This window comes from Streptomyces sp. NPDC005408 (assembly GCF_040606445.1).
GTDB lineage: Bacteria > Actinomycetota > Actinomycetes > Streptomycetales > Streptomycetaceae > Streptomyces.
Map to the genome: position 1 here is coordinate 14,272 of NZ_JBEXEX010000056.1, position 22,823 is coordinate 37,094.

Here is a 22,823-nt window from a genome sequence, read left to right on the forward strand (position 1 = left end):
CAACCGTCCTCGCAGCAACACCCAGCAGCACCGCAGCACCCCTCAAGGAGAACACCATGCCGCGACCGATCCAGCCCCTGCCGCGCTGGGCGGACCCCGACGTACCCGCCGACTCGCTCGACCCCCAGGGACTCTCGCGGCGCGGACTGCTGCGCAGCGCGGGCCTGTTCGGCGCCGCCTTCGCAGGCGGAGCCCTGCTCGCGCCGACCGCTGCCGAGGCGCAGAGCCAGTCCCTCGGCGACCCCGCGCTGTCCTATCTCGTCGGCGACCACCACGTGCACTCCGTCTACAGCCACGACGCGAAGTACACCTTCTCGCAGCTCGCGGGCGCGGCTTCACGCTTCGGCCTGGACTGGATGGTCCTCACGGAGCACAGCAACATCGGCCACCACAAGGCGGGCGGCGCGCAGGCCGAGCACGAGGAGATCCTCAAGGCCCGTGCAGAGAACCGGCGCATGCTGCTCTTCCAGGGCCTCGAGTGGTACATCCCCGGCGCCGAGCACGCCACCGTCTTCTCCCCGCCCGGCCGTCACGAGGTCGAGCTGCTCACCCGCTTCGAGCAGGCCTTCGACGGCAAGCTCCTCGGCTACACCGCGGGCGGCCCGGGCCACCCCGACACCCCGCGCAACGAGGCCCACGCCCTCAAGGCCCTCCAGTGGCTCGTGCAGCAGCGCCGCTGCGGCTATGTCGACGACGTCCTGATCCTCGCCAACCACCCGCTGCGCCTGGGAATCGACTCCCCGCACGAGATGCGCGCGTGGCGCGACGCCGCCCCCGGCATCATGATCGGCATGGAGGGCGCGCCCGGCGCCCAGGCCGCCGCCTCGCCCGGCCGGAACGCACCGACCGCCATGCGCGGTGACTACGAGAACTCCCCGTCCGAGAACTCCTTCCCCGGGTATCCGCGTGCGGCCTATCTGACCTACGGCGGCTTCGATTGGGCGACCGCGACCGTCGGCGGTCTGTGGGACGCCATGCTCGCCGAAGGCACGCTGTTCTCGGTCACGTCCAACTCGGACGTACACCGGGTCACCTTCGACACCTGGAAGAACGGCGACTGGCTGCCGGGCCAGAACTTCGACAACACCGGCCGCCTGCCCGACCCGGTCAACACCACCGAGCCGCAGCCCGGCAGCGACTTCTGGCCGGGCCAGTTCAGCCGTACACACGTGGGTGTGACCCGCTACGGCTACCGCCATGTGATGGCCGGACTGCGGGCAGGCCGGGTCTGGGTCGACCACGGTCAGCTGATCGACGGCATCGACGTACGCGTGAACAGGGAGCACGGCATCGGCCGCGGCGTGACGCTGGGCGGCCGGCTGCGCGTACGCCGGGGCGAGAAGATCGTCCTCAACGTCACGGTCACGACCGCGACCCGCCCCAACCATCACGGTGAACTGCCGCAGCTCGCCCACCTCGACGTGATCCGCGGCGCGGTGTCGGGCCCGGCCACCGACCGCGACGAGTGGCGTGCACCCGACACCAAGGTCGTGCACACCGCCGACGTGGAGGGCCGCACGGGCCGGTACACGCTGCGCATCCCGCTGGGGAAGGCCGAGGAGTCCTTCTACGTCCGGCTGCGCGGCAGCGACGGCAAGCGCAACGGCCCCGGCTTCCTGGGCACGGCGATCGACCCGCACGGGCCGGTTCCGCACGAGCCGGGCAACGGCGACGCGTGGGCGGACACCTGGTGCTACACCAACCCGGTCTTCGTGGACGTCGTCCGCTGACGAAGTGCACACGGAGGGACCCGGCCGGCGCAGGGGGCGCTCCCCGCCGGCCGGGTCCTTATCCCGTGCAGCGGGGGCGCTTCAGACCCCGGTGCTCAGGGCGATGCGCTCGTCGCCCGCGTACACGTTCATATTGGCGCCGCGCAGAAAGCCCACCAGGGTGAGACCCGTCTCGGCGGCCAGGTCGACGGCGAGCGAGGACGGCGCGGAGACGGCGGCCAGCACCGGGATTCCGGCCATGACCGCCTTCTGCGCCAGCTCGAACGACGCGCGCCCCGAGACCAGCAGGATCACCCGGGACAGCGGCAGCAGGCCGTCCTGGAGCGCCCGTCCGACGAGCTTGTCGACCGCGTTGTGCCGGCCGACGTCCTCCCGTATGTCCAGCAGCTCGCCCTCCTCGGAGAAGAGCGCGGCCGCGTGCAGACCCCCGGTCCGGTCGAAGACCCGCTGTGCCGCCCGCAGCCGGTCGGGGAGGCCGGAGAGCAGAGCGGGTTCGACACGGACCGGGGGAGTGTCGGCGATCGGGAAGCGGGCGGTGGTGCGTACGGCATCGAGGCTCGCCTTGCCGCACAGCCCGCAGGAGGACGTCGTGTAGACGTTGCGCTCGAGGGTGATGTCGGGGACCGGCACACCGGGCGCGAGCTGGACGTCCACCACGTTGTACGTATTGGAGCCGTCGGCCGTGGCCCCCGCGCAGTACACGATCGACTGCAGCTCGTCCGCGCTGCCGAGCACACCCTCGCTGACCAGGAAGCCGGCCGCGAGCGCGAAGTCGTCGCCCGGGGTGCGCATCGTGATGGCGAGCGGTTTGCCGTTGAGACGGATCTCCAGCGGCTCCTCGGCCACCAGCGTGTCGGGACGTGTCGACACAGCCCCGTCCCTGATGCGGATGGTGCGGCGGCGCTCGGTGACCCGTCCCATGGCGATCAATTCCGATTCTGTACGTGTTGGAAGCCGAAGCGACCCTTGATGCAGAGGTTGCCGTGGGTCACCGGGTTGTCGTGCGGCGAGGTGACCTTGACGATTTCATTCTCCTGCACATGCAGGGTGAGGTTGCAGCCGACGCCGCAGTAGGCGCAGACCGTGGTCGTTTCCGTCTGCGCGGCCTCGTCCCAGGTCCCGGCCTCACGCATGTCGAATTCGGTCTTGAAGGACAGCGCACCGGTGGGACAGACCTCGATGCAGTTGCCGCAGTAGACACAGGCGGAGTCGGTGAGCGGGGCGTCGTGCTCGGTGGAGATACGGGAGTCGAAGCCGCGGCCCGCGACGGCGATGGCGAAGGTGTTCTGCCACTGCTCGCCACAGGCGTCCACGCACTTGTAGCAGAGGATGCACTTGTCGTAATCACGGACATACAGGTCGTTGTCGACCTTGGGTTCCGCATTCATACGGGCCGCGTCCGCGCCGAAACGATCAGGCTTCGCCTCATACTCCTTGATCCACTCGGCGGCGCGCGGGGTCGTCGTCAGATCCGTGGAGGAGGCGAGCAGCTCCAGCACGATCTTCCGGCTGTGGCGGGCGCGCTCGGTGTCCGTGCGTACCGTCATGCCCTCCTCCGCACGCCGCGAACAGGCGGGCGCGAGCGTCCGGGCGCCCTCGACCTCGACCACGCAGACCCGGCAGGCGTTCTTTGGCGTGAGCGTGTCGCCCTGGCACAGGGTCGGGATGTCCTTGCCCGCGTCCCGGCAGGCATCCAGGATCGTCGACCCTTCAGGGACTCTCACCGGCTCGTCGTCGAGCGTGAACTCGACGAGCCTGCACGGCGGTTGAAGCGGGATCGCGGTCATTCGTAGGCTCCCAGCCGGTCGATGGCGGATTCGACGGCGTTCCAGGCGGTCTGTCCGAGACCGCAGATCGAGGCGTCGCGCATGGCCTGGCCCACCTCGCGCAGCAGCGCGATGTCGCCGGCCGCTTCGGCGCCCGTACGGTCCTTGATGCGGTGCAGCGCCTCCTCCTGGCGGACCGTGCCGACGCGGCACGGCACGCACTGTCCGCACGACTCGTCGCGGAAGAACTCCGCGATACGCAGCAGAATCCGCGGCAGCTCCACGGCGTCGTCGAGCACCAGCACCACGCCCGAGCCGAGGGTCGTGCCCGCTGCCCGGGTGCCCTCGAAGGTCAGCGGTATGTCCAGCTCGTCAGGTCGTACGAAACTCCCGGCGGCCCCGCCTAGAAGTACGGCGCGCATCGTCATCGGCGGCCCGGCGAGCTCGATCAGCTCGCGCAGGGTCGAGCCGCCGAACGGCAGCTCGTACACGCCCGGCCTGGCGACATTGCCGGAGAGGCAGAACAGCTTCGTCTCCTCCGCCCGGCCGGTGAGGATGGGCAGGACGTTCATGAGCGTCTCGACGTTGTTGACGGCGGTCGGCTTTCCGAACAGGCCCTTCTCGACGGGGAACGGCGGCTTGGTGCGCGGCTCGCCGCGGTAGCCCTCGATGGAGTTGAAGATCGCGGTCTCCTCGCCGCAGATGTACGCGCCGGCGCCGCGGCGTATCTCGATGTCGAAGGCGTAACCCTGGCCGAGGATGTCGTCGCCGAGCAGCCCGCGGGTCCTGGCCCGGTCGATGGCGTTGCTGAGCCGCTCCAGTGCGCGGGGATACTCGCCGCGGAGGTAGAGGAACCCCTTGTGGGCGCCGATGGCATAGCCCGCGATGGTCATCGCCTCGATGAGCGCGTACGGATCGCCCTCCATCAGGACCCGGTCCTTGAAGGTGCCGGGCTCGCTCTCGTCGGCGTTGCACACGAGGTAGTGCGGGTGATCGGGCTGCGAAGCGGTGGCCTGCCACTTGCGCCCGGTCGGGAAGGCGGCCCCACCGCGCCCGACGAGCCCGGCATCGGTCACCTCGCGGATGACTCCGGCGGGGCCGAGGTCGAAGGCACGGCGGAGAGCGGCGTATCCGCCCTGGGCGCGGTAGTCGTCGAGGGACATGGGGTCGACGACCCCGACCCGCCGCAGGAGGACGAGCCCGGGGTCCCCGGCTTGGGGGACGGCGGCGGAGGCGGGGGGGTCGTCGGGTGCGTGCTGCGGTCGGTCGGCGGCGGTGATGAGGGCGTCGACGGTGGCGGGGGCGATGACGGCGGTGGCGTAGGGGTGCGGGTCGCCTGCGGCGGAACATCCAGCCCCGCCGGCGTTCGAGGCGCGGGGTCTGGGGCGGAGCCCCGGTTCGGGAAGGGGCGGGTCAGGGACAAGGCCCGCCGCAGGCGCTGCCGGAGCCGGCGCACCCGCCTGCAGCAGCAGCGCCGCCGGTGCCCGTTCGCACAGCCCCAGGCACGGGCTCGGCTGCACTGCCACGTCCGGGCCCAGCCCCTCGGCGAGCGCCATCGACGAACCCTTCGCCGCGCACGCCAGGTCCGTGCACACGTGCAGCACCTTCGACGCGCGCGGCTTCACCGAGAACATCGAGTAGAACGTCGCGACCCCGTACGCCTCCGCCGGCGGCACCGTCAGCCGCCGGCAGATGTAGTCCAGCGCACCCTCGCTCAGCCAGCCCACCCGGTCGTTGACGGCGTGCAGCGCCGGCAGCAGCAGGTCCCGCCGTTCGCGCGCCGCCGCACCCCCGCGTGCCCAGCGCAGGTCCTCGGACGTCCGCTCGGCGCCGCCTTCCCAGCCCGTGTCCGCGGGGCCCAACAGTCCGTCGACGGCGTCCCGTTCCTCGTCCGTCGCCTTCGCCGCGTCCGCGAATCTCAGGTCCATGCGGGCACCAGCTTCTCGATCCTGATGGCGGAGGCCTTGAACTCGGCCGTGCCCGCGATCGGGCAGTTCGCCTCGATCGTCAGCTGGTTGGTGTCGACCTCGTCCGGGAAGTGCATCGTCATGAACGCGAGCCCGGGCCGCAGGCCGGGGTCGATCCACACCGGTGCCGTCACCGAGCCCCGCCGCGAGGAGATGCGGACTTCCTCGCCGACCGAGACCCCGAACGCCTCCGCGTCCTCCGGGCACAGCTCGATGTACTCACCGCGCCGCAGCGGAGAGGCGAAAGAGCCGCTCTGCACACCGGTGTTGTACGAGTCGAGCCGCCTGCCCGTCGTCAGCCGCAGCGGATACTCCTCGTCCGTCAGATCCACCGGCGGATCGTGGTGGACAAGCCCGAACGCCGCCGGCACCCCGCGCCGTTCCGGGTCCGTCTCCCACAGGCGCCCGTGCAGGAAGCTCGACGGCAGCTCGTCGACGTCGGGGCAGGGCCACTGCAGGCCCTTCTGCTCGTCGAGACGGTCGTACGTCATCCCGTAGTGGTCGGGGGACAGGGACCGCAGCTCGTTCCAGACGGCCTGCGAGTCAGCGAACTTCCAGTCATGGCCGAGCCGTTCGGCCATCTCGCAGATGATGTCGATGTCCTCGCGCGCCTCGCCCGGCGGCACCAGAGCCGCCCGCACCCGCTGCACCCGCCGCTCGCTGTTGGTGGTCGTGCCGTCCGTCTCGGCCCACGCGGCCGTCGCTGGGAGGACCACGTCCGCCATCTCCGCGGTCTTGGTCAGGAAGATGTCCTGCACCACCAGATGGTCGAGCGCGGCGAGCCGCCGGATGGCCTGTTCGCTGTCCGCCTCGGACTGCGCCGGGTTCTCGCCGATGCAGTACACGGCGCGCAGTTCGCCGCTCTCCATCGCCTCGAACATCTCGGTGAGCGTCTTGCCGTAGCGCGGCTGGATGACGGTGTCCCAGGACCGCTCGAACTTCCCGCGTGCCACCGGGTCGAGGATGTCCTGGAAGCCGGGCAGCCGGTTGGGGATGGCGCCCATGTCGCCGCCGCCCTGGACGTTGTTCTGGCCGCGCAGCGGCTGCACCCCGGCGCCGTAGCGCCCCACATGGCCCGTGAGCAGCGACAGATTGATCAGCGCCCGGACATTGTCGGTGCCGTTGTGGTGCTCGGTGATGCCCAGCGTCCAGCACAGCTGGGCCCGTTCGGCGGTGGCGTACGCGTGGGCGAGCTCGCGGATCGCCGCGGCGGGCACCCCCGTCACCTTCTGGGCCGCCGTCAGGGTCCAGGGTTCGACCAGCTCCGCGTACTCCTCGAAGCCGGTCGTCGCCCGGTCGACGAAGGCCTGGTTGACCAGACCGGCGTGGATGATCTCGCGGCCGACGGCGTGCGCCAGCGGAATGTCGGTGCCGACGTTCAGCCCGAGCCAGCTCTCCGCCCACTCCGCGGTGGAGGTGCGGCGCGGATCGACGGCGTACATCCGTGCCCCGTTCCGTATCCCCTTCAGTACGTGCTGAAAGAAGATCGGGTGCGCGAAACGGGCGTTGGAGCCCCACATCAGGATCAGATCGGTGTGGTCGACCTCTTCGTACGAGGAGGTGCCGCCACCCGAGCCGAAGACGGCCGACAGGCCCGCCACGCTCGGCGCGTGGCAGGTGCGGTTGCAGGAGTCGACATTGTTGGTGCCCATCACCACGCGGGTGAACTTCTGCGCCACATAGTTCATCTCGTTGGTCGCGCGGGCGCAGGAGAGCATCGCGAAGGCGTCAGGGCCGTGCGCCGCCCGGGTCTGTCGGAACCCGGCCGCGGCACGCTCCAGCGCCTCGTCCCAACTCGCCCTGCGCAACAAGCCGTTGTCGTCGCGCACCAGTGGATGAGTGAGCCTCGGATACTGCTTCTGCGGCTTCTTCTTCATGCTGCACTTCCTGTTGAGGACGTGGTGGCGAGCAGATCGGCGAGCGCGTGCACCGCGCACAGCTTGGGTACGGGAGTCCTGGTCAGGGCGGCCAGTTCGACGACGGCCGCGAGCAGCACGTCCAGTTCGAGCGGCTTGCCCTTCTCCAGGTCCTGGAGGGTGGAGGTCTTGTGGTCGCCGACGCGCTCGGCGCCGGCGATGCGCCGCTCCACGGAGATCTTGGGATGGCAGCCGACCGCGGCCGCGACGTCGAGCGTCTCGCGCATCATCGTCTCGACCAGCGACTTGGTGTCCCGGTGGCGGCAGATCTGCGCCATCGTGGCCCGCGAGAGGGCACTGATCGGGTTGAAGGAGATGTTGCCGAGCAGCTTGATCCAGATGTCATTGCGCAGATCCGGCTCGACGGGGCACTTGAGCCCGCCCGCCACCATCGCCTCGCTGAAGTCGAGACAGCGCCGCGACACGGTCAGATCCGGCTCCCCGATGGAGAACCGGGTGCCTTCCAAGTGGCGTACGACACCGGGGGCTTCGAGCTCGGTCGCGGCGTAGACGACGCATCCGATCGCGCGCTCGGGCGGCAGCGTCGCGCTGACCGCGCCACCCGGGTCGACACTCTCGATACGGCGTCCGGTGTACGGGCCGGGCAGGCCGTGGAAGTACCACCACGGGATCCCGTTCTGCGCGGCGATGACGGCCGTGCTCCCGTGCAGCAGCGGATGCACCAACGGAGCCGATGCGGCATAGGAGTTGGCCTTCAGCCCGAGGAAGACATAGTCGACGGGCCCGACCGATGACGGGTCGTCGGTGGCGGCGGGCCGCGCGGTGAAGTCGCCGCGCGGGCTGAGCACCCGCACGCCGTCGCGGCGCATGGCCGCCAGGTGCGGTCCGCGGGCGATGAGATGGACCTCGGCGCCTGCGCGATGGAGCGCGGCCCCGACATATGCGCCGATGGCACCGGCGCCGACAACTGCGACTTTCACGGGGCACTCCGTTCGGTTGAGCGACCGACAAGGAGAGGGGGGAGCGTCGACAGAATATTGTCTACAGTATGCCTTTCGGGGGGTCAAGGGATGGGGCACCCTTCGGAAGGCTCCAAATTCCGGCCCCCGAATCCTGTGGGATCACTTGCCGTCGTACCGGGCGGTAGCCACCAAGACTGGGTGATTCCACTGTCCGCACTCAGGGGGACCCCTCATGACCGGCTCACGCATCGTCGCGCTCGGGCACTACCAGCCCGCAAAGGTGCTCACCAATGCCGATCTGGCGGCCGTGGTCGACACCAGCGACGAGTGGATCCGCAGCCGCGTCGGGATCGAGACCCGGCATGTGGCGGGACCCGACGAGCCGGTCGACGAGCTGGCCGCGCACGCCGGCGCGAAGGCGCTGGCATCCGCCGGACTCACGCCCGCCGACGTGGACCTCGTACTGGTCGCCACCTCCACCGCGATCGACCGCTCGCCCAACACGGCGGCCCGAGTCGCTGCCCGTCTCGGCATGGGCGCGCCCGCCGTCATGGACCTCAATGTCGTCTGCGCGGGCTTCACCCACGCGCTCGCCACGGCCGACCACGCCGTACGGGCCGGAGCCGCCGCGCGCGCCCTGGTCATCGGCGCCGACAAGATGGCGGACATCGTCGACTGGAGCGACCGCTCCACCTGCGTACTCGTCGGCGACGGCGCGGGCGCTGCCGTCATCGAGGCGAGCGCGGAGCCGGAGATCGGCGCGGTGCTGTGGGGTTCGGTCCCGGAGATGGGCCATGCCGTACGGATCGAGGGCACCCCGCCCCGCTTCGCGCAGGAGGGCCAGTCCGTCTACCGCTGGGCCACCACCCAGCTGCCGCCGATCGCCCGCAAGGTCTGCGAGCGAGCGGGCGTCACCCCCGAGGAATTGGCCGCGGTCGTTCTCCACCAGGCGAACCTGCGGATCATCGAGCCCGTCGCGCAGAAGATCGGCGCGGTCAACGCCGTCATCGCCCGGGATGTGGTCGAGTCCGGCAACACCTCGGCCGCCTCGATCCCCATGGCCTTCTCCAAGCTCGTCGAGCGCGGCGAGATCCAGTCGGGCGATCCGGTGCTGCTCTTCGGCTTCGGCGGCAATCTCTCGTACGCGGGTCAGGTCGTCCGCTGCCCCTAGGGCCTGCGGGCGGACGCGCGGCGTGGGGGCGGCCCGAGCATGTGGGCCCGAGCCACCGATCTGAAGCCGCCCTGTGCGGCAGGGCGGCTTTGATGCTCTCCACCGACGCGGCCGACGGCGCTCCTTGGCTCAGCCGGAACTTCAACTACCGCCGGCGCGGGCGGGGACGGGTCTACACCACCTATGTGTCAACCACCGATGGCGGCAAGCCGGGGCTCATCCGCCTTGCCGGTGTACTGGGTGATCCATTCGTCGATGCATAGCGTCTTCACCCCGGCCTGACCGCATCGTGTCGCACCTTGCGGAGGTCACCGTTGACCGAGCCGGCCTCCATCAGGGTCATGGTGCGGCCAATGCGGTCTTTCCCCCTTCAGCGCCTGGGCGGTGACCGTGTTCGCCGTGCCCGTCTGAGGGACGGCTCCGCACGGGTGGCCGGCAAATGCCCGGCCCGGGTTCTCCCCTGCGGAGCCGCGACCCGGCAAGGGGTCAGTCCCAGACCAGGTTGAGGGAGCGTTCGAAGTTGACGTATCCGGCGCGGGCGAAGGACATCGCCATCGGGACGTTGCTGAGGTCCGTCGATGCCCTGATCCGGTCCACACCCTCGCCGGCCAGGATGCTGGTCCCCTCGGCGAGGATGTCGTCGATGTAGCCGTTACCGCGGTGTGCGGGCAGGACACCGATGTACGCGATGATCGGGTGGTAGCTGTTGCGGGCCGGGACTACGAAGCCCACCGGGCCGCCCCCGTCGGGGAGTTCGGCGATGCGCCACCACTCGTGCGGGCTCGTGAACCCGGCGAACTCTCCGTCGTAGTGCCGCTCCGCGGCAGCGCGCGGGCTCAGTCCGGATGCCAGGTCAGCCTGGCCATGGGCGTCGAGGGTGCCGTCCATGGTGGGGGCCATCAGGGCGAGAAGGTCCTCGCGGTCGGCCACCGGTCGGAAGACGAGACGCCGCTTGGATTCCGGTAGCGGAGTGGACGGGGTCCACTGCAGGCGCAACCGTTCGACCAGCAGCCGTGCGCCCGTGCTCTCCAGTACGCGTGTGCGGGATTCCACCACCTCGTGGGCCGCGGGGTCCTCGTGCCAGTCGGGCGGGACGAAGCGGACGTACTCCGGTGGTTTCGTGCCCGCCGGGAAGACGGCTGCCCTCGCCGTCTCGAACAGCCGCAGGCCGATTTCGTCGCGGTCGGCCCGGGGCAGCGTGTCGTCTATGTCGAAGAAGTCGAACTGCAGTGGGAGGTCGCAGCCCGGGGTCGTCCACCAGGCGAGACGGGCAAGGAGGCGGTCACCGTCCACGGCCACCCACGCCCACTCGGGGCGGCGGCAGCCGACAGCGAAGTCGCCGGTCAGTTCGTGGTCGAGGACGTAGGAGAGCCGGCAGAACAGATCGATCTCCTGGGGGCCGGTCAGAGGGCGGTAGCTCACCGCTGTCTGCATCAAGTCAACTCCTGTGAAGCGGGGCGGCGTTCCGAACTCGATGTCGTGTGGGCCGGGCACGCCGGGGGCCCGGCAGCGGGCGTCGAGGGCGGCATGTGGCTCAGGCCGATTCGAGGAGCGGGCGGATTTCCAGGGCCTCCGGGGTGGGAAAGCCCCGGGCCAGTTCGATGGCCTCGGCGTGGTCGGCCACCTCCACCACGAACCAGCCGCCGAGGGTCTCCTCCCCGGTGTGGACGGGCCCGTCGGTCACCGAAGCGGATCCGTCGGCCGTCTTGCGGACAGTGACGGGGCCTTGGCGCTCGGTGTCGAGGGCGTCACCTCCCACCAGCTTGCCCGCGGCCGCGAGCTCACCGATCCAGGTCTCGTACGCCTTCCGGTAGGCGGCCCGGTCGGCCTCGATCAGGGCGCGTGAGGCATGGGTCTCGAAGACAACGAGGGCGTACTTCATGTGGCATTCCTCTGCTCGGTGCTCTTGTTCGTCGTGAGGGTCGGTGTGGTGATGGCCGGCTCGATGCGGGCCAACGCGCCCGTCTCCAGGGCCGCCCACAAGGCGCCGTCCGGGCCCACCGTGATCCCGTGCGGCTCGGACGCCGGGGTGGGCAGGTCATGGACGGCGACCGTTCCGTCGGGGGTGAGCGAGCCGACGCGGTTGCCGCCCCACTCGGTGAACCACGCAACACCGTCAGCGTCGGTGGTGATGGCGTGCGGCCGAGCGGAACGGTCGGGCAGCGGGTATTCGGTGATCCGGCCATCAGGTGTCATCCGGCCGATCTGGCCGGCCGCGATCTCGGTGAACCAGACGCTGTTGTCCGGCCCCACGGCGATCCCCACCGGAGCGGCGGCCTCGGTGGGTAGCTCGTGGACCGTGATGCGGCCGTCCATGCCAATACGTCCGACGGCGTTGCCCTGGTTCATCGTGAACCACATCGCGTCCCCGGCCGCGGCGATCGCGGAGGGGAACGCACCGGTACGCGGCAGCGGGTGCTCCGTGACCGTCCCGTCGGTGGCGATGCGGCCGATGCGGTCGGCGGCGGTCTCGGTGAACCACAGCGCGCCGTCCGGGCCCGCGGCGATTCCGAAGGGCCCGCACTCCGCGGTCGGCAGCGCGAACTCGGTCACCCGGCCGGCCGTCGTAATCCGCCCGATCCGGTGCGCCCGGTACTCGGTGAACCACAGCGCGCCGTCCGGCCCGTTGGTGATGATCGTCGGCCCGCTGTCCTGGGCGAGTTGGTGATTGGACGGTTCCCGTCCCGGAACCAGCCGGCCGATCCTGCCACTGTGCACCATGGTGAACCACAGCGCTTCGTCCGGCCCTGTGGTGATCGCGTACGGGCCGCTGTCGCGACCGGACACGGCGTACTCCTGAACGGTAGGGGTCGTCATTGCCGCTGCTCCAGACCTTCGGCGGCGGCGATGCGCTCGATGTCCCGCGGGCATCCGGCCATGATGGTTCGGGCGTGCGCGGTCACCAGTTCGACGGGCCAGTCCCACCAGGCGGCCCGCAGCAGCCGTTCGACGTCGCTGTCGTCGAAGCGCCGCCGGATCGTCCTGGCCGGGTTTCCGCCCACGACGGTGTACGGCAGCACGTCGGCGGTGACCAGTGCTCCGGCCGCGATCACCGCGCCGTCGCCGATCCGCACCCCTGGCATCACGGTGGCTCCGTATCCGAACCACACGTCGTTGCCGACCACAGTGTCCCCGCGACTGGGCATGCCGGTGACGAGGTCGAGGGTCCGCTTGGCCCACTCCCCGCCGAACATGGTGAAGGGAAAGGTGGACACTCCCATCGACGGGTGGTCCGCGCCCGCCATCAGGAACCGTGTCCCTGTGGCGATCGCGCAGTACCTGCCGATGATCAGCCGTTCAGGACCGTAGGCGTACAGCACGTTGCGCCGAGCGAAGTCGGTCGCGCCGTCGGGGTCGTCGTAGTAGGTGTAGTCACCCGCAACGACGTTCGTCCCGGCGACCAGTGGCTTGAGGAAGACGACCCGTTCGTGGGCCGGCAGGGGATGGACAGTGGTCGGATCAGGTGTCACGCGAGGGTTCTTTCCGTGCGGCCGTCGGTGGTTCGGGGCCGGAAGAAACGGGCCGCCCCACCGTCCGGGCAACTGCACCGGGTGGGGCGGCCTTTCCGGCCCTGGCCAAGCATGTGTGGCCGACCGCGGCGGGAACAACAGCCGATTCCGCCGCGGTCGTTAACCCACAGCTTCACGAAGCGGGGGAGGGGGAGGGGGAAGCGGGCACCGGCAAGTCCGCCCGCCACGTCCATTCGCCGTGGAACAGTCGCTTGATCCCTGTCCGGCGCCGGCAGCGCGACGAGGCGTCGCGATGAGGCGTCGCGCCGGGGCTGCGTCCCGGCGCTAACGACTGGGTGCGTCCAAGCAGTCCGACGCCACCTCGGCAAGGGCGCGAACCAGCGGAAGCTCGCGATCCGAGTGCCAGATCAGGGCCCACCGTACGGGCGGCGCATCGTGGATCGGGAGGTAGGCGACGCCGGGGAGCGGGTTGTAGCGGCGCCCCTCGTCGGGCACCGCGCACACAGCCTCACCCGCCGCGACGAGGGCCAGAATCTCGTGGAAGGTGGCGACACTCGGGCCGCGGCGCACGAGGCGTCCTGACGGTGTGCGGGCTGGAAGCACCCCGGCCTCCCAGGAGGCGGGAATCGCGCCCTGCAGCAGTGGAACGACGTAGTCGCCGAGCACCTCGATGCTCACGGATTCCTCGCTCGCGAGCGGATGATCCGCTGCCACCATCAGGTTGAGCGGCTCCTCGCGCAGCACCACCCCGACGGTGAGGTCCGGCTCGAGGACGGGCAGCCACGTGATCGCCGCATCCACCGTTCCGGCCCGCAGAGCTCCGAACGGATCACTGAAGAAAATCTCCCGGAAACGGACTTTGACGGTCGGCTGGCAGGACCGGAACCGGGCGAGCACCGGCGCCATCTCGTGCATCTGCGCGCCCAGGACACCCAGCGTGAGCGTGCCGGTGGAGTGACGAGCGGCTGCGGCCACCGCGGTCATGGCGTCCTGGACGCCTTCGTACGCCGGCTTCAACTGCTTGAGCAGCACCTCCCCCACGGGGGTGAGCCGTACCTGGCGGCTGGTGCGCTCGAACAGTTCGGCACCGATGGCCCGTTCCTGCTTCTTGATCGCCTGACTGACACGGGCGGGGGAGACATGCAGACGTTCCGCACTCCGGCCGAAGTGGAGTTCCTCCGCGAGCGTCAAGAAGATCTCTATGTCCCGAAGTTCCATCATGCCCCCGCACTGTAAATCTGTGAGTTAACGACCATAACAACTTTGGTTGATGCCCTCCGTGGCCGAGCCACGCATGCGAGGCCAGGTGGAAGGGCCCCACAGGTCCAAGGAGCCCACGGATGTGGTCCCGCATCCGCCGCCGGGGCTCCACGCGGGCGAAACGGCCCCCGATCCGCCTGAGCAGATCGTCAAGCCCCTTTTCTCACAGGCTCGTTGTTGCATTGTCCATGCCCCTGGGGTCATACCCCTAGGGGGTGTCTTTCGGATCTTGCCGGGCTCGCGTGCCCTGGCACGGCACTCCCCCATAGCCCTTCGGGCACGGGAGGTGCCCCCACGCTGCGTTGCGTCAGTCGCCGACGCTCCGCGCCGGCTCTTCCCCTGCCTTCGGCGGGGGGACCCCCATCCTCCGACCTGCATCTGCACGCACCAGACCCCGCTCACTGATCCGGCCTGATCCGAAAGACACCCCCAGCGCGGCACACTGAGCGGCATGGTGGCGAAACGAAGCGCGGGCCTGCTGCTCTTCCGCAGGCGCAGTCCTGATGTCGAGGTGCTCATCGGCCATATGGGAGGGCCGTTCTGGCAGGCTCGTGACGCCGCGGCCTGGTCCGTGCCGAAGGGGGAGTACACCCCGGAGGAGGAGCCGATGGCGGCCGCGCGGCGGGAGTTCGAGGAGGAACTGGGCCTGCCGCCGCCGGACGGCGACTGGCAGCCGCTCGGTGATGCCCGCCAGACGAGCGGCAAGATCGTCACCGCATGGGCGCTGGAGGGCGACCTCGACACGGACCTCGTGGTGCCGGGCACCTTCACCATGGAATGGCCGCGCGGTTCGGGCCGTATGCAGGAGTTCCCCGAGATCGACCGGGCCGGGTGGTTCGGTGTGGATGAGGCCAGAGAAAAGCTGGTGACGGGGCAGCGGGTCTTCATCGACCGGCTGGAGGAGCTGCTCGAATCCGGCCGGACGTGACGCGGATCTCGGCATGAGAGGGATTGCGCTCGGTAGACTGTAGACGATAGCCAATTGTCGCTCGCCGTCGATGGCCAGGAGGGGGACCGTGATGTTGTCCGCAGGACTGCCGCAGGGAACCGTGCCCAAGCTGGAACGACCCGGTCCGCTGCGTGAGCGGGTCTACGAGGCACTGCTCGAACTGATCACGACCCGCGCACTGCGCCCCGGCCAGCACCTGGTCGAGAGCGAACTCGCCGGCCACCTCGGGGTCTCCCGCCAGCCCGTGCGCGAGGCGCTGCAGCGGCTCAACACCGAGGGCTGGGTCGATCTCCGCCCTGCGCAGGGCGCGTTCGTCCACGAGCCGACCGAGGCGGAAGCGGACCAACTGCTCTCGGTCCGTACGCTGCTGGAGGCTGAGGCCGCCCGGCTCGCCGCCGCGAACTCCGGCTCCGCGGGGATCACCGCGCTCGAAGAACTCTGCGCACAGGGCGAACAGGCCGTCGCGGCGGACGACGTCGACCTGGCGGTGGACACCAACGCCCGCTTCCACGCCAAGGTGATGGACCTCGCCGGCAACAGCGTCCTCGCCGAACTGGCGGCGCAGGTGGACCGGCGGGTCCGCTGGTACTACACGCCCGTTGCGCGCCAGCGCGGCCGTCAGTCCTGGATCGAGCACAGGGAGTTGATCGCGGCGATCGCGGACCGAGACGAGGTGCGGGCGACACAGGTCATGCGCGCGCACACGGAACACACGCGCACGACGTACCACCAACGCGAACAGTCCTGAACGTTCATCCCCTCCGGCGTTTGAGGAGCGGGGTCCGGGGCGGAGCCTCGCTAACTCGGAGACCTGAGCCAGGGTTCCGAAAGGTCGAAGTAGGTGACGTCCTGCATGAGGGACATCATTTGCTCGAATTCTTCCTTCATCTCGGCCGGTGGTTCCTTCTTCTCCCCCTCGCGGGCGGCCTTCTCCGAGGTGAAGTAGATCGCTTCGGTGAACCCACCGTCGCCGTGCAGCCCCACCGTGCCGCCGATCAGGTCCGGCCGGAACGCGGCAAAACGTTCTTCGTCGGACGCGTCGTACATCTCACGGAAGCGAGCGGGGTCGGAGATCCGCCCCTGCATGATCTGGACGAAGCCCGCGTCGTCCGAGCCGCCCCGCAGGTACGACAGGACTTCACGACAATTGTGGAAGGTGACCTCGCCGGTGAAGAGCTTCGAGGTCTCCGACCACCACGCGCTTTGTTCCGGCCGGTCGCTGTTGCGCTGCGCCGCTTCCGCGGACTCGAAGCGGACCACTCCCACGAATGTGCCGTCACCGGTCACACCTCCTGTGGAGCCGAGCCAGCCGGTAGCGCCCGCAGCGTGTTCCGTCTGCCAGCGGTCGAGCTGCGCCCGCAGCGCCGCGGCGTCGCTGACGTGGCCCTGAATGACCTGAGTGAACATGAGTACTCCTCGTACCTATCGCCGAGCCCATGGAGCCACCGGCTCCTGTACCCGACGCTAGGGTGAACCGCCCGGTCCTGCGACCCGTGAGGGTGAGAGGTAGGCCGATCGGCTGTAGCGTCCGCGGGCTTGCATGCGACGGCGCGAAGCAAGGCCACCAGGTCCCAGGTCACGCGAGCCCGGCAAGATCGGCGGGACTGGGCCTAGGCGAACGCGGCCGCGTTCGCCGACGCCCACGCGCGGAACGTCCGCGGCTCCCGCCCCGTCACCTCCCGCACCGTCCCCACCACCCGCGACTCGTCCAGCATCCCCTCCGAGTAGAAGCTGAAGAAGGCGTCCACGTACCGCACCGGCATCTGCGCGCTCATCTCCGCCCGCGCCTCCTCGTCCGACTGGCCCTCGAAGCGCAGCTCGCGGCCGAGCACCTCGCCCAGAATCCGCACCCGGTCTGCCGGGAGCAGCGATTCGGGCCCGGACAGTGCGTACACGCGGCCCTCGTGCTCCTTGGAGCGCGAGCTCAGTGCCGCCGCGGCGACCGCCGCGATGTCGTACGGGTCGACGTTCGCGATCCGTACGCCCTCCCACGGCGCCCGCACCACATCCCCGGCGCGCAACTGATCCGCCCATTCAAGTGTGTTGGTCATGAATGCGCTCGGCCGCAGAAACGTCCAGGGCAGCCCTGACTCCCGCACCGCCGTCTCGGACTCGACCATGTAGCGGGAGATGGCATTGTCGAGGTCAGCGCTTTCGGTGGAGCTGCCCGACAGGAGCACGACGCGTTCGGCACCGGCCGCGCGGATTTCGGCCAGCGTCGTGACCATGTCCGCATAGCCCGGCATAAGGAAGACCGCGCGCACTCCGGCGAGTGCGGGAAGCAGCGACGTGGGGTCGTTGAGATCGCCGGCAGCTGCCTCCGCGCCCGGCGGGAGCTTGGCGGGGTCACCGCTGCGGCTCAGTCCGCGGACCGGCTCGCCCGCCTCGGCCAGCTGCCTGACCAGCGCCGATCCCACGTTCCCCGTCGCACCTGTCACCAGGATCATGCGATTTCCCCTCTCGAAGACCCTCGCTGCCCTCAGTTAGCTCTCGGTCAGCTCTCAGTCTCCATCGGCCATCAGAGCTTTGTCCCGGGTGTGGCGAAAGTTGTACCAGAACCCCGCGCAAGTTCTTCCCAGTTGGGGAAAGCGCTGCTACGTTCCCCTCGAAAGAACGACGGACACGGCCGAAAAGGCGGGGAGGGGCACGTGAGACGCATGACCGCTCGACCCGCGAACGCGCACCAGGCGCGACTGCTCAGGCTGTTGCGCGACGGCGGGCCCAACTCCCGTGCCCAGCTGGGCGACCAGGTGGATCTGTCCCGTTCCAAGCTTGCCGTCGAGGTCGACCGCCTTCTTGAGACCGGGCTCGTGGTCGCGGACGGTCTCGCCGCCTCGCGCGGCGGGCGCCGCTCCCACAACATCCGACTCGCCCCCGCGCTGCGCTTCCTCGGCGTCGACATCGGCGCCACCTCGATCGACGTCGCCGTCACCAACGCCGAACTCGAAGTGCTCGGCCACCTCAACCACCCGATGGATGTACGCGAGGGCCCGGTCGCCGTCTTCGAGCAGGTGCTGTCGATGGCGGCCAAGCTCCGGGCCTCCGGGCTCGCCGAGGGCTTCGACGGGGCGGGCATCGGCGTCCCCGGTCCCGTCCGCTTCCCCGAAGGCGTGCCGGTCGCGCCGCCGATCATGCCCGGCTGGGACGGCTTCCCGGTCCGCGAGGCGCTCAGTCAGGACCTCGGCTGCCCGGTCATGGTCGACAACGATGTGAACCTGATGGCGATGGGGGAGCAGCACGCGGGCGTCGCACGCTCCGTGGGCGACTTCCTCTGCGTCAAGATCGGAACGGGCATCGGCTGCGGCATCGTCGTCGGCGGTGAGGTCTATCGCGGTACGACGGGCAGCGCCGGCGACATCGGCCATATCCAGGTCGAACCGGACGGCCGCGCCTGCGCCTGCGGGAACAAGGGCTGCCTGGAGGCCCATTTCAGCGGCGCCGCACTCGCCCGCGACGCCGAAGAGGCAGCCCGCACCGGCCAGTCGGACGAGCTCGCCGCCAAACTGGAGACCGCGGGACGGCTCACGGCGATCGATGTCGCGGCCGCCGCGGCCGCCGGCGACGCCACCTCGCTCGACCTCATCCGCGAGGGCGGCAATCGTGTCGGCCAGGTCATCGCCGGACTCGTCAGCTTCTTCAACCCGGGGCTCGTGGTGATCGGCGGCGGTGTGACCGGCCTCGGCCACACGCTGCTGGCGAGCGTCCGCACCCAGGTCTACCGCCAGTCGCTGCCGCTCGCGACCGGCAATCTGCCCATCGTGCTGGGCGAGTTGGGCCCGACCGCCGGAGTGATCGGCGCGGCCCGGCTCATCAGCGACCACCTGTTCTCGCCTGCCTGACACCGGGCCGGTCGATCGCACCACCTGCAAGAGCCGCACCGCGGAGCACCACCCCGCACCGCGAGCACCATCTGCAAGAGCCGCACCGCGAGCACCACCCGTACAGCAGACACAACACCACGCCCTGCCCGCTCACCCGGCCGCACCCGCCGAGGGGATTTGTCATGGCACCAGAACCACCCCTGCTCACCATGTCCGGCATCACCAAGTCGTTCCCCGGCGTCCGCGCACTCGACGGAGTGGACCTGGAGGTCCAGGCCGGCGAGGTCCACTGCCTCCTCGGCCAGAACGGCGCCGGCAAATCCACCCTCATCAAGGTGCTCGCCGGAGCCCATCAGCCCGACGGCGGAGAGATCACCTGGCGCGGCGAAGCGGTCTCCCTCAAGTCGCCCATCGCCGCCATGCGGCTCGGCATCGCCACCATCTACCAGGAACTCGACCTGGTCGAAGGGCTCTCCGTCGCCGAGAACGTCTTCCTCGGACACGAGCCGACCTCCGCCGGGTTCGTCGTACGCGGCCGAGAAGCCAGGTCGTCAACTGCCGCTATTCTCAAGCGGCTTGGTCACTCCGAGATCGACCCGGGCCGCCAGGTCGGCCGCCTCTCGGCCGCACAGCAGCAGATCGTCTCGATGGCTCGCGCCCTCTCCCACGAGGTACGCCTCATCGTGATGGACGAGCCGTCCGCCGCCCTTGACCCCGATGAGGTCGACAATCTCTTCCGTATCGTCGGCGATCTGACCGCAGACGGAGTCGCCGTCGTCTACATCTCCCACCGCCTCGAAGAGATCCGCCGCATCGGCGACCGGGTGACGGTCCTCAAGGACGGCCGGGCGGTCGCCGTCGGTCTGCCCGCGCGGGACACCCCCACCCGCGACATCGTTGCCATGATGACCGGCCGGAACGTCGAATACGTCTTCCCCGACCGCCCCCACGCCGCACACGCCGCGGACCGGCCGCCGGTCCTCAAGGTCGAAGGGCTCGCCAGGGAAGGGGAGTTCGCGCCCGTGGACCTCGAACTGAGCCCCGGCGAGATCGTCGGACTCGCCGGGCTCGTCGGCTCAGGACGCTCCGAGATCCTGGAGACGATCTACGGCGCCCGCAAACCCAGTGCCGGGCGTGTCCTCGTCGACGGCAGCCCGCTGCGCCCCGGCAGCGTACGCGCCGCCGTGCGTGCCGGAATCGGGCTCGCCCCCGAGGAGCGCAAGGCGCAGGGCCTGCTGATGCTGGAGTCCGTCACCCGCAATGTCTCCGTCTCCACCCTCTCCCGCTTCTCCCGCGGCGGCTGGCTCGACCGCCGCGCGGAACGGGCAGCGGCACAGCGGGCGACCAGGGAACTCTCCCTGCGCCCCGACAACCCCGACGCCCGTATCCGCACGCTGTCCGGCGGCAATCAGCAAAAGGCCGTACTCGCCCGCTGGCTGCTGCGTGGCTGCCGGGTGCTGCTGCTCGACGAGCCCACTCGCGGTGTCGACGTCGGAGCGCGCGCCGAGCTGTATGCCGTGATCCGCCGGCTGGCCGACGAAGGCCTCGCCGTACTTCTCGTATCGAGCGAAGTGCCCGAAGTCCTGGGCCTCGCCGACCGGGTGCTGGTGCTCCGCGAGGGCAGCGTCGTGCACATGGCCGACGCCCGGGAGCTGGACGAGCACCGCGTACTCGACCTTGTGATGGAAGGGAGCCCGACGGCATGACGCAGCCAGTCTCTCCGGCGCAGCAGGATGCGCCGATACCCACCGCCAAGACCGCACCGGCAGGCGGGGGTTGGCGTCGGCCGCTCGGGCTGCGCGCCGATGTCCGCAACCTTTCGCTCCTGGGCGTTCTCGCCGTACTGATCGCGGTCGGCGGTATCACCAAGCCGGACGAATTCCTCGCCACCAGCAATCTTCAACTCGTCCTCACCCAGGCGTCGATCATCGGCGTCGTCACCGTCGGTATGACCTTTGTGATCACCAGCGGCGGCATCGATCTGTCGGTCGGCGCGATCGTGGCGCTCGCCTCCGTCTGGGCGACCACGCTGGCCACACAGGAGTACGGCTTCGCGGGCATCCTCTTCACCGCCGTGATCGTCGGTCTCGGCTGCGGCCTGGTGAACGGTCTGCTCATCGCCTACGGCGGGATGGTGCCGTTCATCGCGACCCTCGCCATGCTCGCGTCCGCCCGCGGCCTCGCCCTGCAGATCACCGACGGCAAGACGCAGATGGTCACCGTCAACTCCGTGCTCGACCTCGGCATCAAGGACGCATACATCCTCGGCATCCCGCCGCTCGTACTGGTCTTCGCGGCGGTCACGGTCGTCGGCTGGCTGCTGCTGAACCGTACGACCTTCGGGCGGCGGACCGTCGCCGTCGGCGGCAACGCGGAAGCCGCCCGGCTCGCCGGTATCGACGTACGCCGCCAGCGGCTCTATCTCTATCTGCTCTCCGGACTGTGCTGCGGAATTGCCGCGTTCATGCTGATCGTCCTGGCCGGTTCGGGACAGAACACCAACGGCAACCTCTACGAACTCGACGCCATCGCCGCCGCGATCATCGGCGGCACGCTGCTCAGCGGCGGCCGCGGCACCATCGTCGGCTCGGTGCTCGGCGTCCTGGTCTTCACCACGATCACCAACATCTTCGCGCTCAACAACCTGGAGAGCGCCGTCCAGCAGATCGCCAAGGGCGCGATCATCGTCGCCGCCGTCCTGGTGCAGCACCGCACACTGCGCGGCGCCGAGCACTGACCCCGGTCCCACCCCTCCACTTCCCCAACTGTCGCACCGCCCAGCCGAAGGGTTGATCCGTCATGCCAGAAACCCCAGCAACCAGCCGCAGAGGACTGCTCTTCGGCACCGCCGCCGTCTCCGCCGGCGCACTGCTCACCGCATGCACCAGCAACGAGCCCAAGAAGTCGGAGGCGGCCACCAACAACGCCCCGGCCGCCGACGACAAGCCGGGCAAGGCCGTCACCATCGGCTTCGCCGGACCGCAGGCCGACCATGGCTGGCTCAATGCCATCAACGAGAACGCCAAGTCGCGTGCCAAGAAGTACTCCGAGGTGACCCTGGAGATCACCGAGGGCTCGAACGACACCGCCGCCCAGATCGGCCAGGTCCAGACACTGATCAACAAGAAGGTCGACGTCCTCGTCATCCTCCCCGCCGACGGCAAGGCCCTCACCCAGATCGGTCTGCAGGCCATGAAGGCGGGCATCCCCGTCATCAACCTGGACCGGATCTTCGCGTCCCCGCAGGCCTACCGCTGCTGGATCGGCGGCGACAACTACGGCATGGGCCTCAACGCCGGCAACTACATCGGCCAGCAGCTCAAGGACAAGCCGAACGCCAAGGTCATCGAGCTCGCCGGGCTCGACAACCTGGAGCTCACCAAGCAGCGCACCCAGGGCTTCGACGACGCCCTGAAGAACTACCCCAACATCAAGAAGGTGGCCCGTCAGGCCGCCGAGTTCACCGTCGAGTCCGGCCAGGCGAAGATGGCGCAACTCCTGCAGGCGCAGAGCCAGTTCGACGCACTGTGGAACCACGACGACGACCAGGGCGTGGGCGCCCTGCGCGCCATCGCGCAGGCGGGCCGCAAGGACTTCCTGATGGTCGGCGGCGCGGGCGCCAAGTCCGCGATGGACGCCATCAAGGCCGACAACAGCGTCCTGAAGGCCACCGTTCTCTACCCGCCGACCATGGCTGCCTCCGCCATCGACCTCGCCCGCGCACTGGGCCAGGCCAAGGGCCTGAGCGGGATGTCGGAACTGGAGATCCCCGCCTCGATCACCCTCTACTCCGCCGTCGTGACCAAGGAGAACGTCGAGGAGTACCTGCCCACGGGGTTCAGCTGACCGG

Annotated in this window: 21 protein-coding genes; 9 read left to right on the forward strand and 12 right to left on the reverse strand. The window is 69.6% G+C overall.

Going from position 1 to position 22,823, the window contains the following annotated elements; translation table 11 throughout:
* The first annotated feature begins 56 nt into the window (after positions 1–56).
* Positions 57–1,730: a PHP domain-containing protein gene (locus ABZS64_RS33045; protein ID WP_355837679.1), complete on the forward strand. Its 1,674-nt coding sequence runs from the start codon at positions 57–59 to the stop codon at positions 1,728–1,730.
* An 81-nt stretch (positions 1,731–1,811) separates the two neighbouring features.
* Here the strand turns inward: ABZS64_RS33045 and fdhD are convergent, their stop codons facing one another.
* Genes fdhD through ABZS64_RS33070 form a run of 5 tightly spaced genes read right to left on the reverse strand, consistent with a single transcriptional unit; the run spans position 1,812 to position 8,419 of the window.
* Positions 1,812–2,651, reverse strand: coding sequence for a formate dehydrogenase accessory sulfurtransferase FdhD (gene fdhD, locus ABZS64_RS33050; RefSeq protein WP_355837719.1), 840 nt, complete (start codon positions 2,649–2,651; stop codon positions 1,812–1,814).
* Positions 2,652–2,656: 5 nt separating this feature from the next.
* Entirely contained in the window at positions 2,657–3,517 is an 861-nt protein-coding gene (locus ABZS64_RS33055) for a 2Fe-2S iron-sulfur cluster-binding protein (RefSeq protein ID WP_355837681.1), read from the reverse strand.
* Positions 3,514–5,424, reverse strand: a complete 1,911-nt coding sequence (locus ABZS64_RS33060) for an NADH-ubiquinone oxidoreductase-F iron-sulfur binding region domain-containing protein (RefSeq protein ID WP_355837683.1) — start codon at positions 5,422–5,424, stop codon at positions 3,514–3,516. Before ABZS64_RS33060 ends, ABZS64_RS33055 begins: the two co-directional genes overlap by 4 nt.
* A complete protein-coding gene (locus ABZS64_RS33065) occupies positions 5,415–7,340 on the reverse strand; it encodes a molybdopterin-dependent oxidoreductase (RefSeq protein ID WP_355837685.1) in 1,926 nt (641 codons plus the stop codon). Before ABZS64_RS33065 ends, ABZS64_RS33060 begins: the two co-directional genes overlap by 10 nt.
* On the reverse strand, positions 7,337–8,419 hold the full coding sequence (locus ABZS64_RS33070; protein WP_355837687.1) for a 2-dehydropantoate 2-reductase: 1,083 nt from the start codon (positions 8,417–8,419) through the stop codon (positions 7,337–7,339). The genes ABZS64_RS33065 and ABZS64_RS33070 overlap by 4 nt, the downstream gene beginning before the upstream one ends.
* 115 nt (positions 8,420–8,534) lie before the next feature.
* Between ABZS64_RS33070 and ABZS64_RS33075 the strand changes: the two genes are divergently transcribed.
* Positions 8,535–9,473 (forward strand): beta-ketoacyl-ACP synthase III, encoded by a 939-nt coding sequence (locus ABZS64_RS33075; protein ID WP_355837689.1) that lies wholly within the window; start codon positions 8,535–8,537, stop codon positions 9,471–9,473.
* Positions 9,474–9,565: 92 nt separating this feature from the next.
* Positions 9,566–9,736 carry a hypothetical protein gene (locus ABZS64_RS33080; protein WP_355837690.1) on the forward strand — a complete coding sequence of 57 codons (171 nt, stop codon included), beginning with the start codon at positions 9,566–9,568 and terminating at the stop codon, positions 9,734–9,736.
* A gap of 223 nt (positions 9,737–9,959) precedes the next feature.
* Here ABZS64_RS33080 and ABZS64_RS33085 read toward each other — a convergent pair whose 3' ends face one another.
* The 5 genes from ABZS64_RS33085 to ABZS64_RS33105 all read right to left on the reverse strand — a co-directional run bounded on the left by ABZS64_RS33085 (position 9,960) and on the right by ABZS64_RS33105 (position 14,164).
* A complete protein-coding gene (locus ABZS64_RS33085; protein WP_355837692.1) occupies positions 9,960–10,907 on the reverse strand; it encodes a GNAT family N-acetyltransferase in 948 nt (315 codons plus the stop codon).
* Positions 10,908–11,007: 100 nt separating this feature from the next.
* Positions 11,008–11,355: a YciI family protein gene (locus tag ABZS64_RS33090; RefSeq protein ID WP_355837694.1), complete on the reverse strand. Its 348-nt coding sequence runs from the start codon at positions 11,353–11,355 to the stop codon at positions 11,008–11,010.
* Positions 11,352–12,290, reverse strand: a complete 939-nt coding sequence (locus ABZS64_RS33095; protein WP_355837696.1) for a virginiamycin B lyase — start codon at positions 12,288–12,290, stop codon at positions 11,352–11,354. Before ABZS64_RS33095 ends, ABZS64_RS33090 begins: the two co-directional genes overlap by 4 nt.
* Positions 12,287–12,943 carry a CatB-related O-acetyltransferase gene (locus ABZS64_RS33100; RefSeq protein ID WP_355837698.1) on the reverse strand — a complete coding sequence of 219 codons (657 nt, stop codon included), beginning with the start codon at positions 12,941–12,943 and terminating at the stop codon, positions 12,287–12,289. The genes ABZS64_RS33095 and ABZS64_RS33100 overlap by 4 nt, the downstream gene beginning before the upstream one ends.
* Positions 12,944–13,267: 324 nt before the next feature.
* A complete protein-coding gene (locus ABZS64_RS33105) occupies positions 13,268–14,164 on the reverse strand; it encodes a LysR substrate-binding domain-containing protein (RefSeq protein ID WP_355837699.1) in 897 nt (298 codons plus the stop codon).
* Positions 14,165–14,654: 490 nt separating this feature from the next.
* Between ABZS64_RS33105 and ABZS64_RS33110 the strand changes: the two genes are divergently transcribed.
* A complete protein-coding gene (locus tag ABZS64_RS33110; RefSeq protein WP_355837701.1) occupies positions 14,655–15,131 on the forward strand; it encodes an NUDIX domain-containing protein in 477 nt (158 codons plus the stop codon).
* Positions 15,132–15,222: 91 nt separating this feature from the next.
* The gene (locus tag ABZS64_RS33115; protein ID WP_355837721.1) at positions 15,223–15,900 is read left to right on the forward strand and encodes a GntR family transcriptional regulator; all 678 of its coding nucleotides are present in this window, start codon (positions 15,223–15,225) and stop codon (positions 15,898–15,900) included.
* 50 nt (positions 15,901–15,950) lie between these two features.
* On the opposite strand, the gene ABZS64_RS33120 is transcribed toward ABZS64_RS33115, so the two are convergent.
* Both ABZS64_RS33120 and ABZS64_RS33125 read right to left on the reverse strand, forming a co-directional pair.
* On the reverse strand, positions 15,951–16,559 hold the full coding sequence (locus ABZS64_RS33120) for a hypothetical protein (protein ID WP_355837703.1): 609 nt from the start codon (positions 16,557–16,559) through the stop codon (positions 15,951–15,953).
* Positions 16,560–16,762: 203 nt separating this feature from the next.
* Entirely contained in the window at positions 16,763–17,599 is an 837-nt protein-coding gene (locus ABZS64_RS33125; protein WP_355837705.1) for an NAD(P)H-binding protein, read from the reverse strand.
* Between the two features lie 210 nt (positions 17,600–17,809).
* Between ABZS64_RS33125 and ABZS64_RS33130 the strand changes: the two genes are divergently transcribed.
* The 4 genes from ABZS64_RS33130 to ABZS64_RS33145 all read left to right on the forward strand — a co-directional run bounded on the left by ABZS64_RS33130 (position 17,810) and on the right by ABZS64_RS33145 (position 22,819).
* A complete protein-coding gene (locus tag ABZS64_RS33130; RefSeq protein WP_355837707.1) occupies positions 17,810–18,991 on the forward strand; it encodes an ROK family transcriptional regulator in 1,182 nt (393 codons plus the stop codon).
* 164 nt (positions 18,992–19,155) lie between these two features.
* Positions 19,156–20,679 (forward strand): sugar ABC transporter ATP-binding protein, encoded by a 1,524-nt coding sequence (locus ABZS64_RS33135; protein WP_355837708.1) that lies wholly within the window; start codon positions 19,156–19,158, stop codon positions 20,677–20,679.
* Positions 20,676–21,710, forward strand: coding sequence for an ABC transporter permease (locus ABZS64_RS33140; RefSeq protein WP_355837710.1), 1,035 nt, complete (start codon positions 20,676–20,678; stop codon positions 21,708–21,710). The genes ABZS64_RS33135 and ABZS64_RS33140 overlap by 4 nt, the downstream gene beginning before the upstream one ends.
* Positions 21,711–21,772: 62 nt before the next feature.
* The gene (locus ABZS64_RS33145; RefSeq protein WP_355837712.1) at positions 21,773–22,819 is read left to right on the forward strand and encodes a substrate-binding domain-containing protein; all 1,047 of its coding nucleotides are present in this window, start codon (positions 21,773–21,775) and stop codon (positions 22,817–22,819) included.
* Positions 22,820–22,823 lie beyond the last annotated feature (4 nt).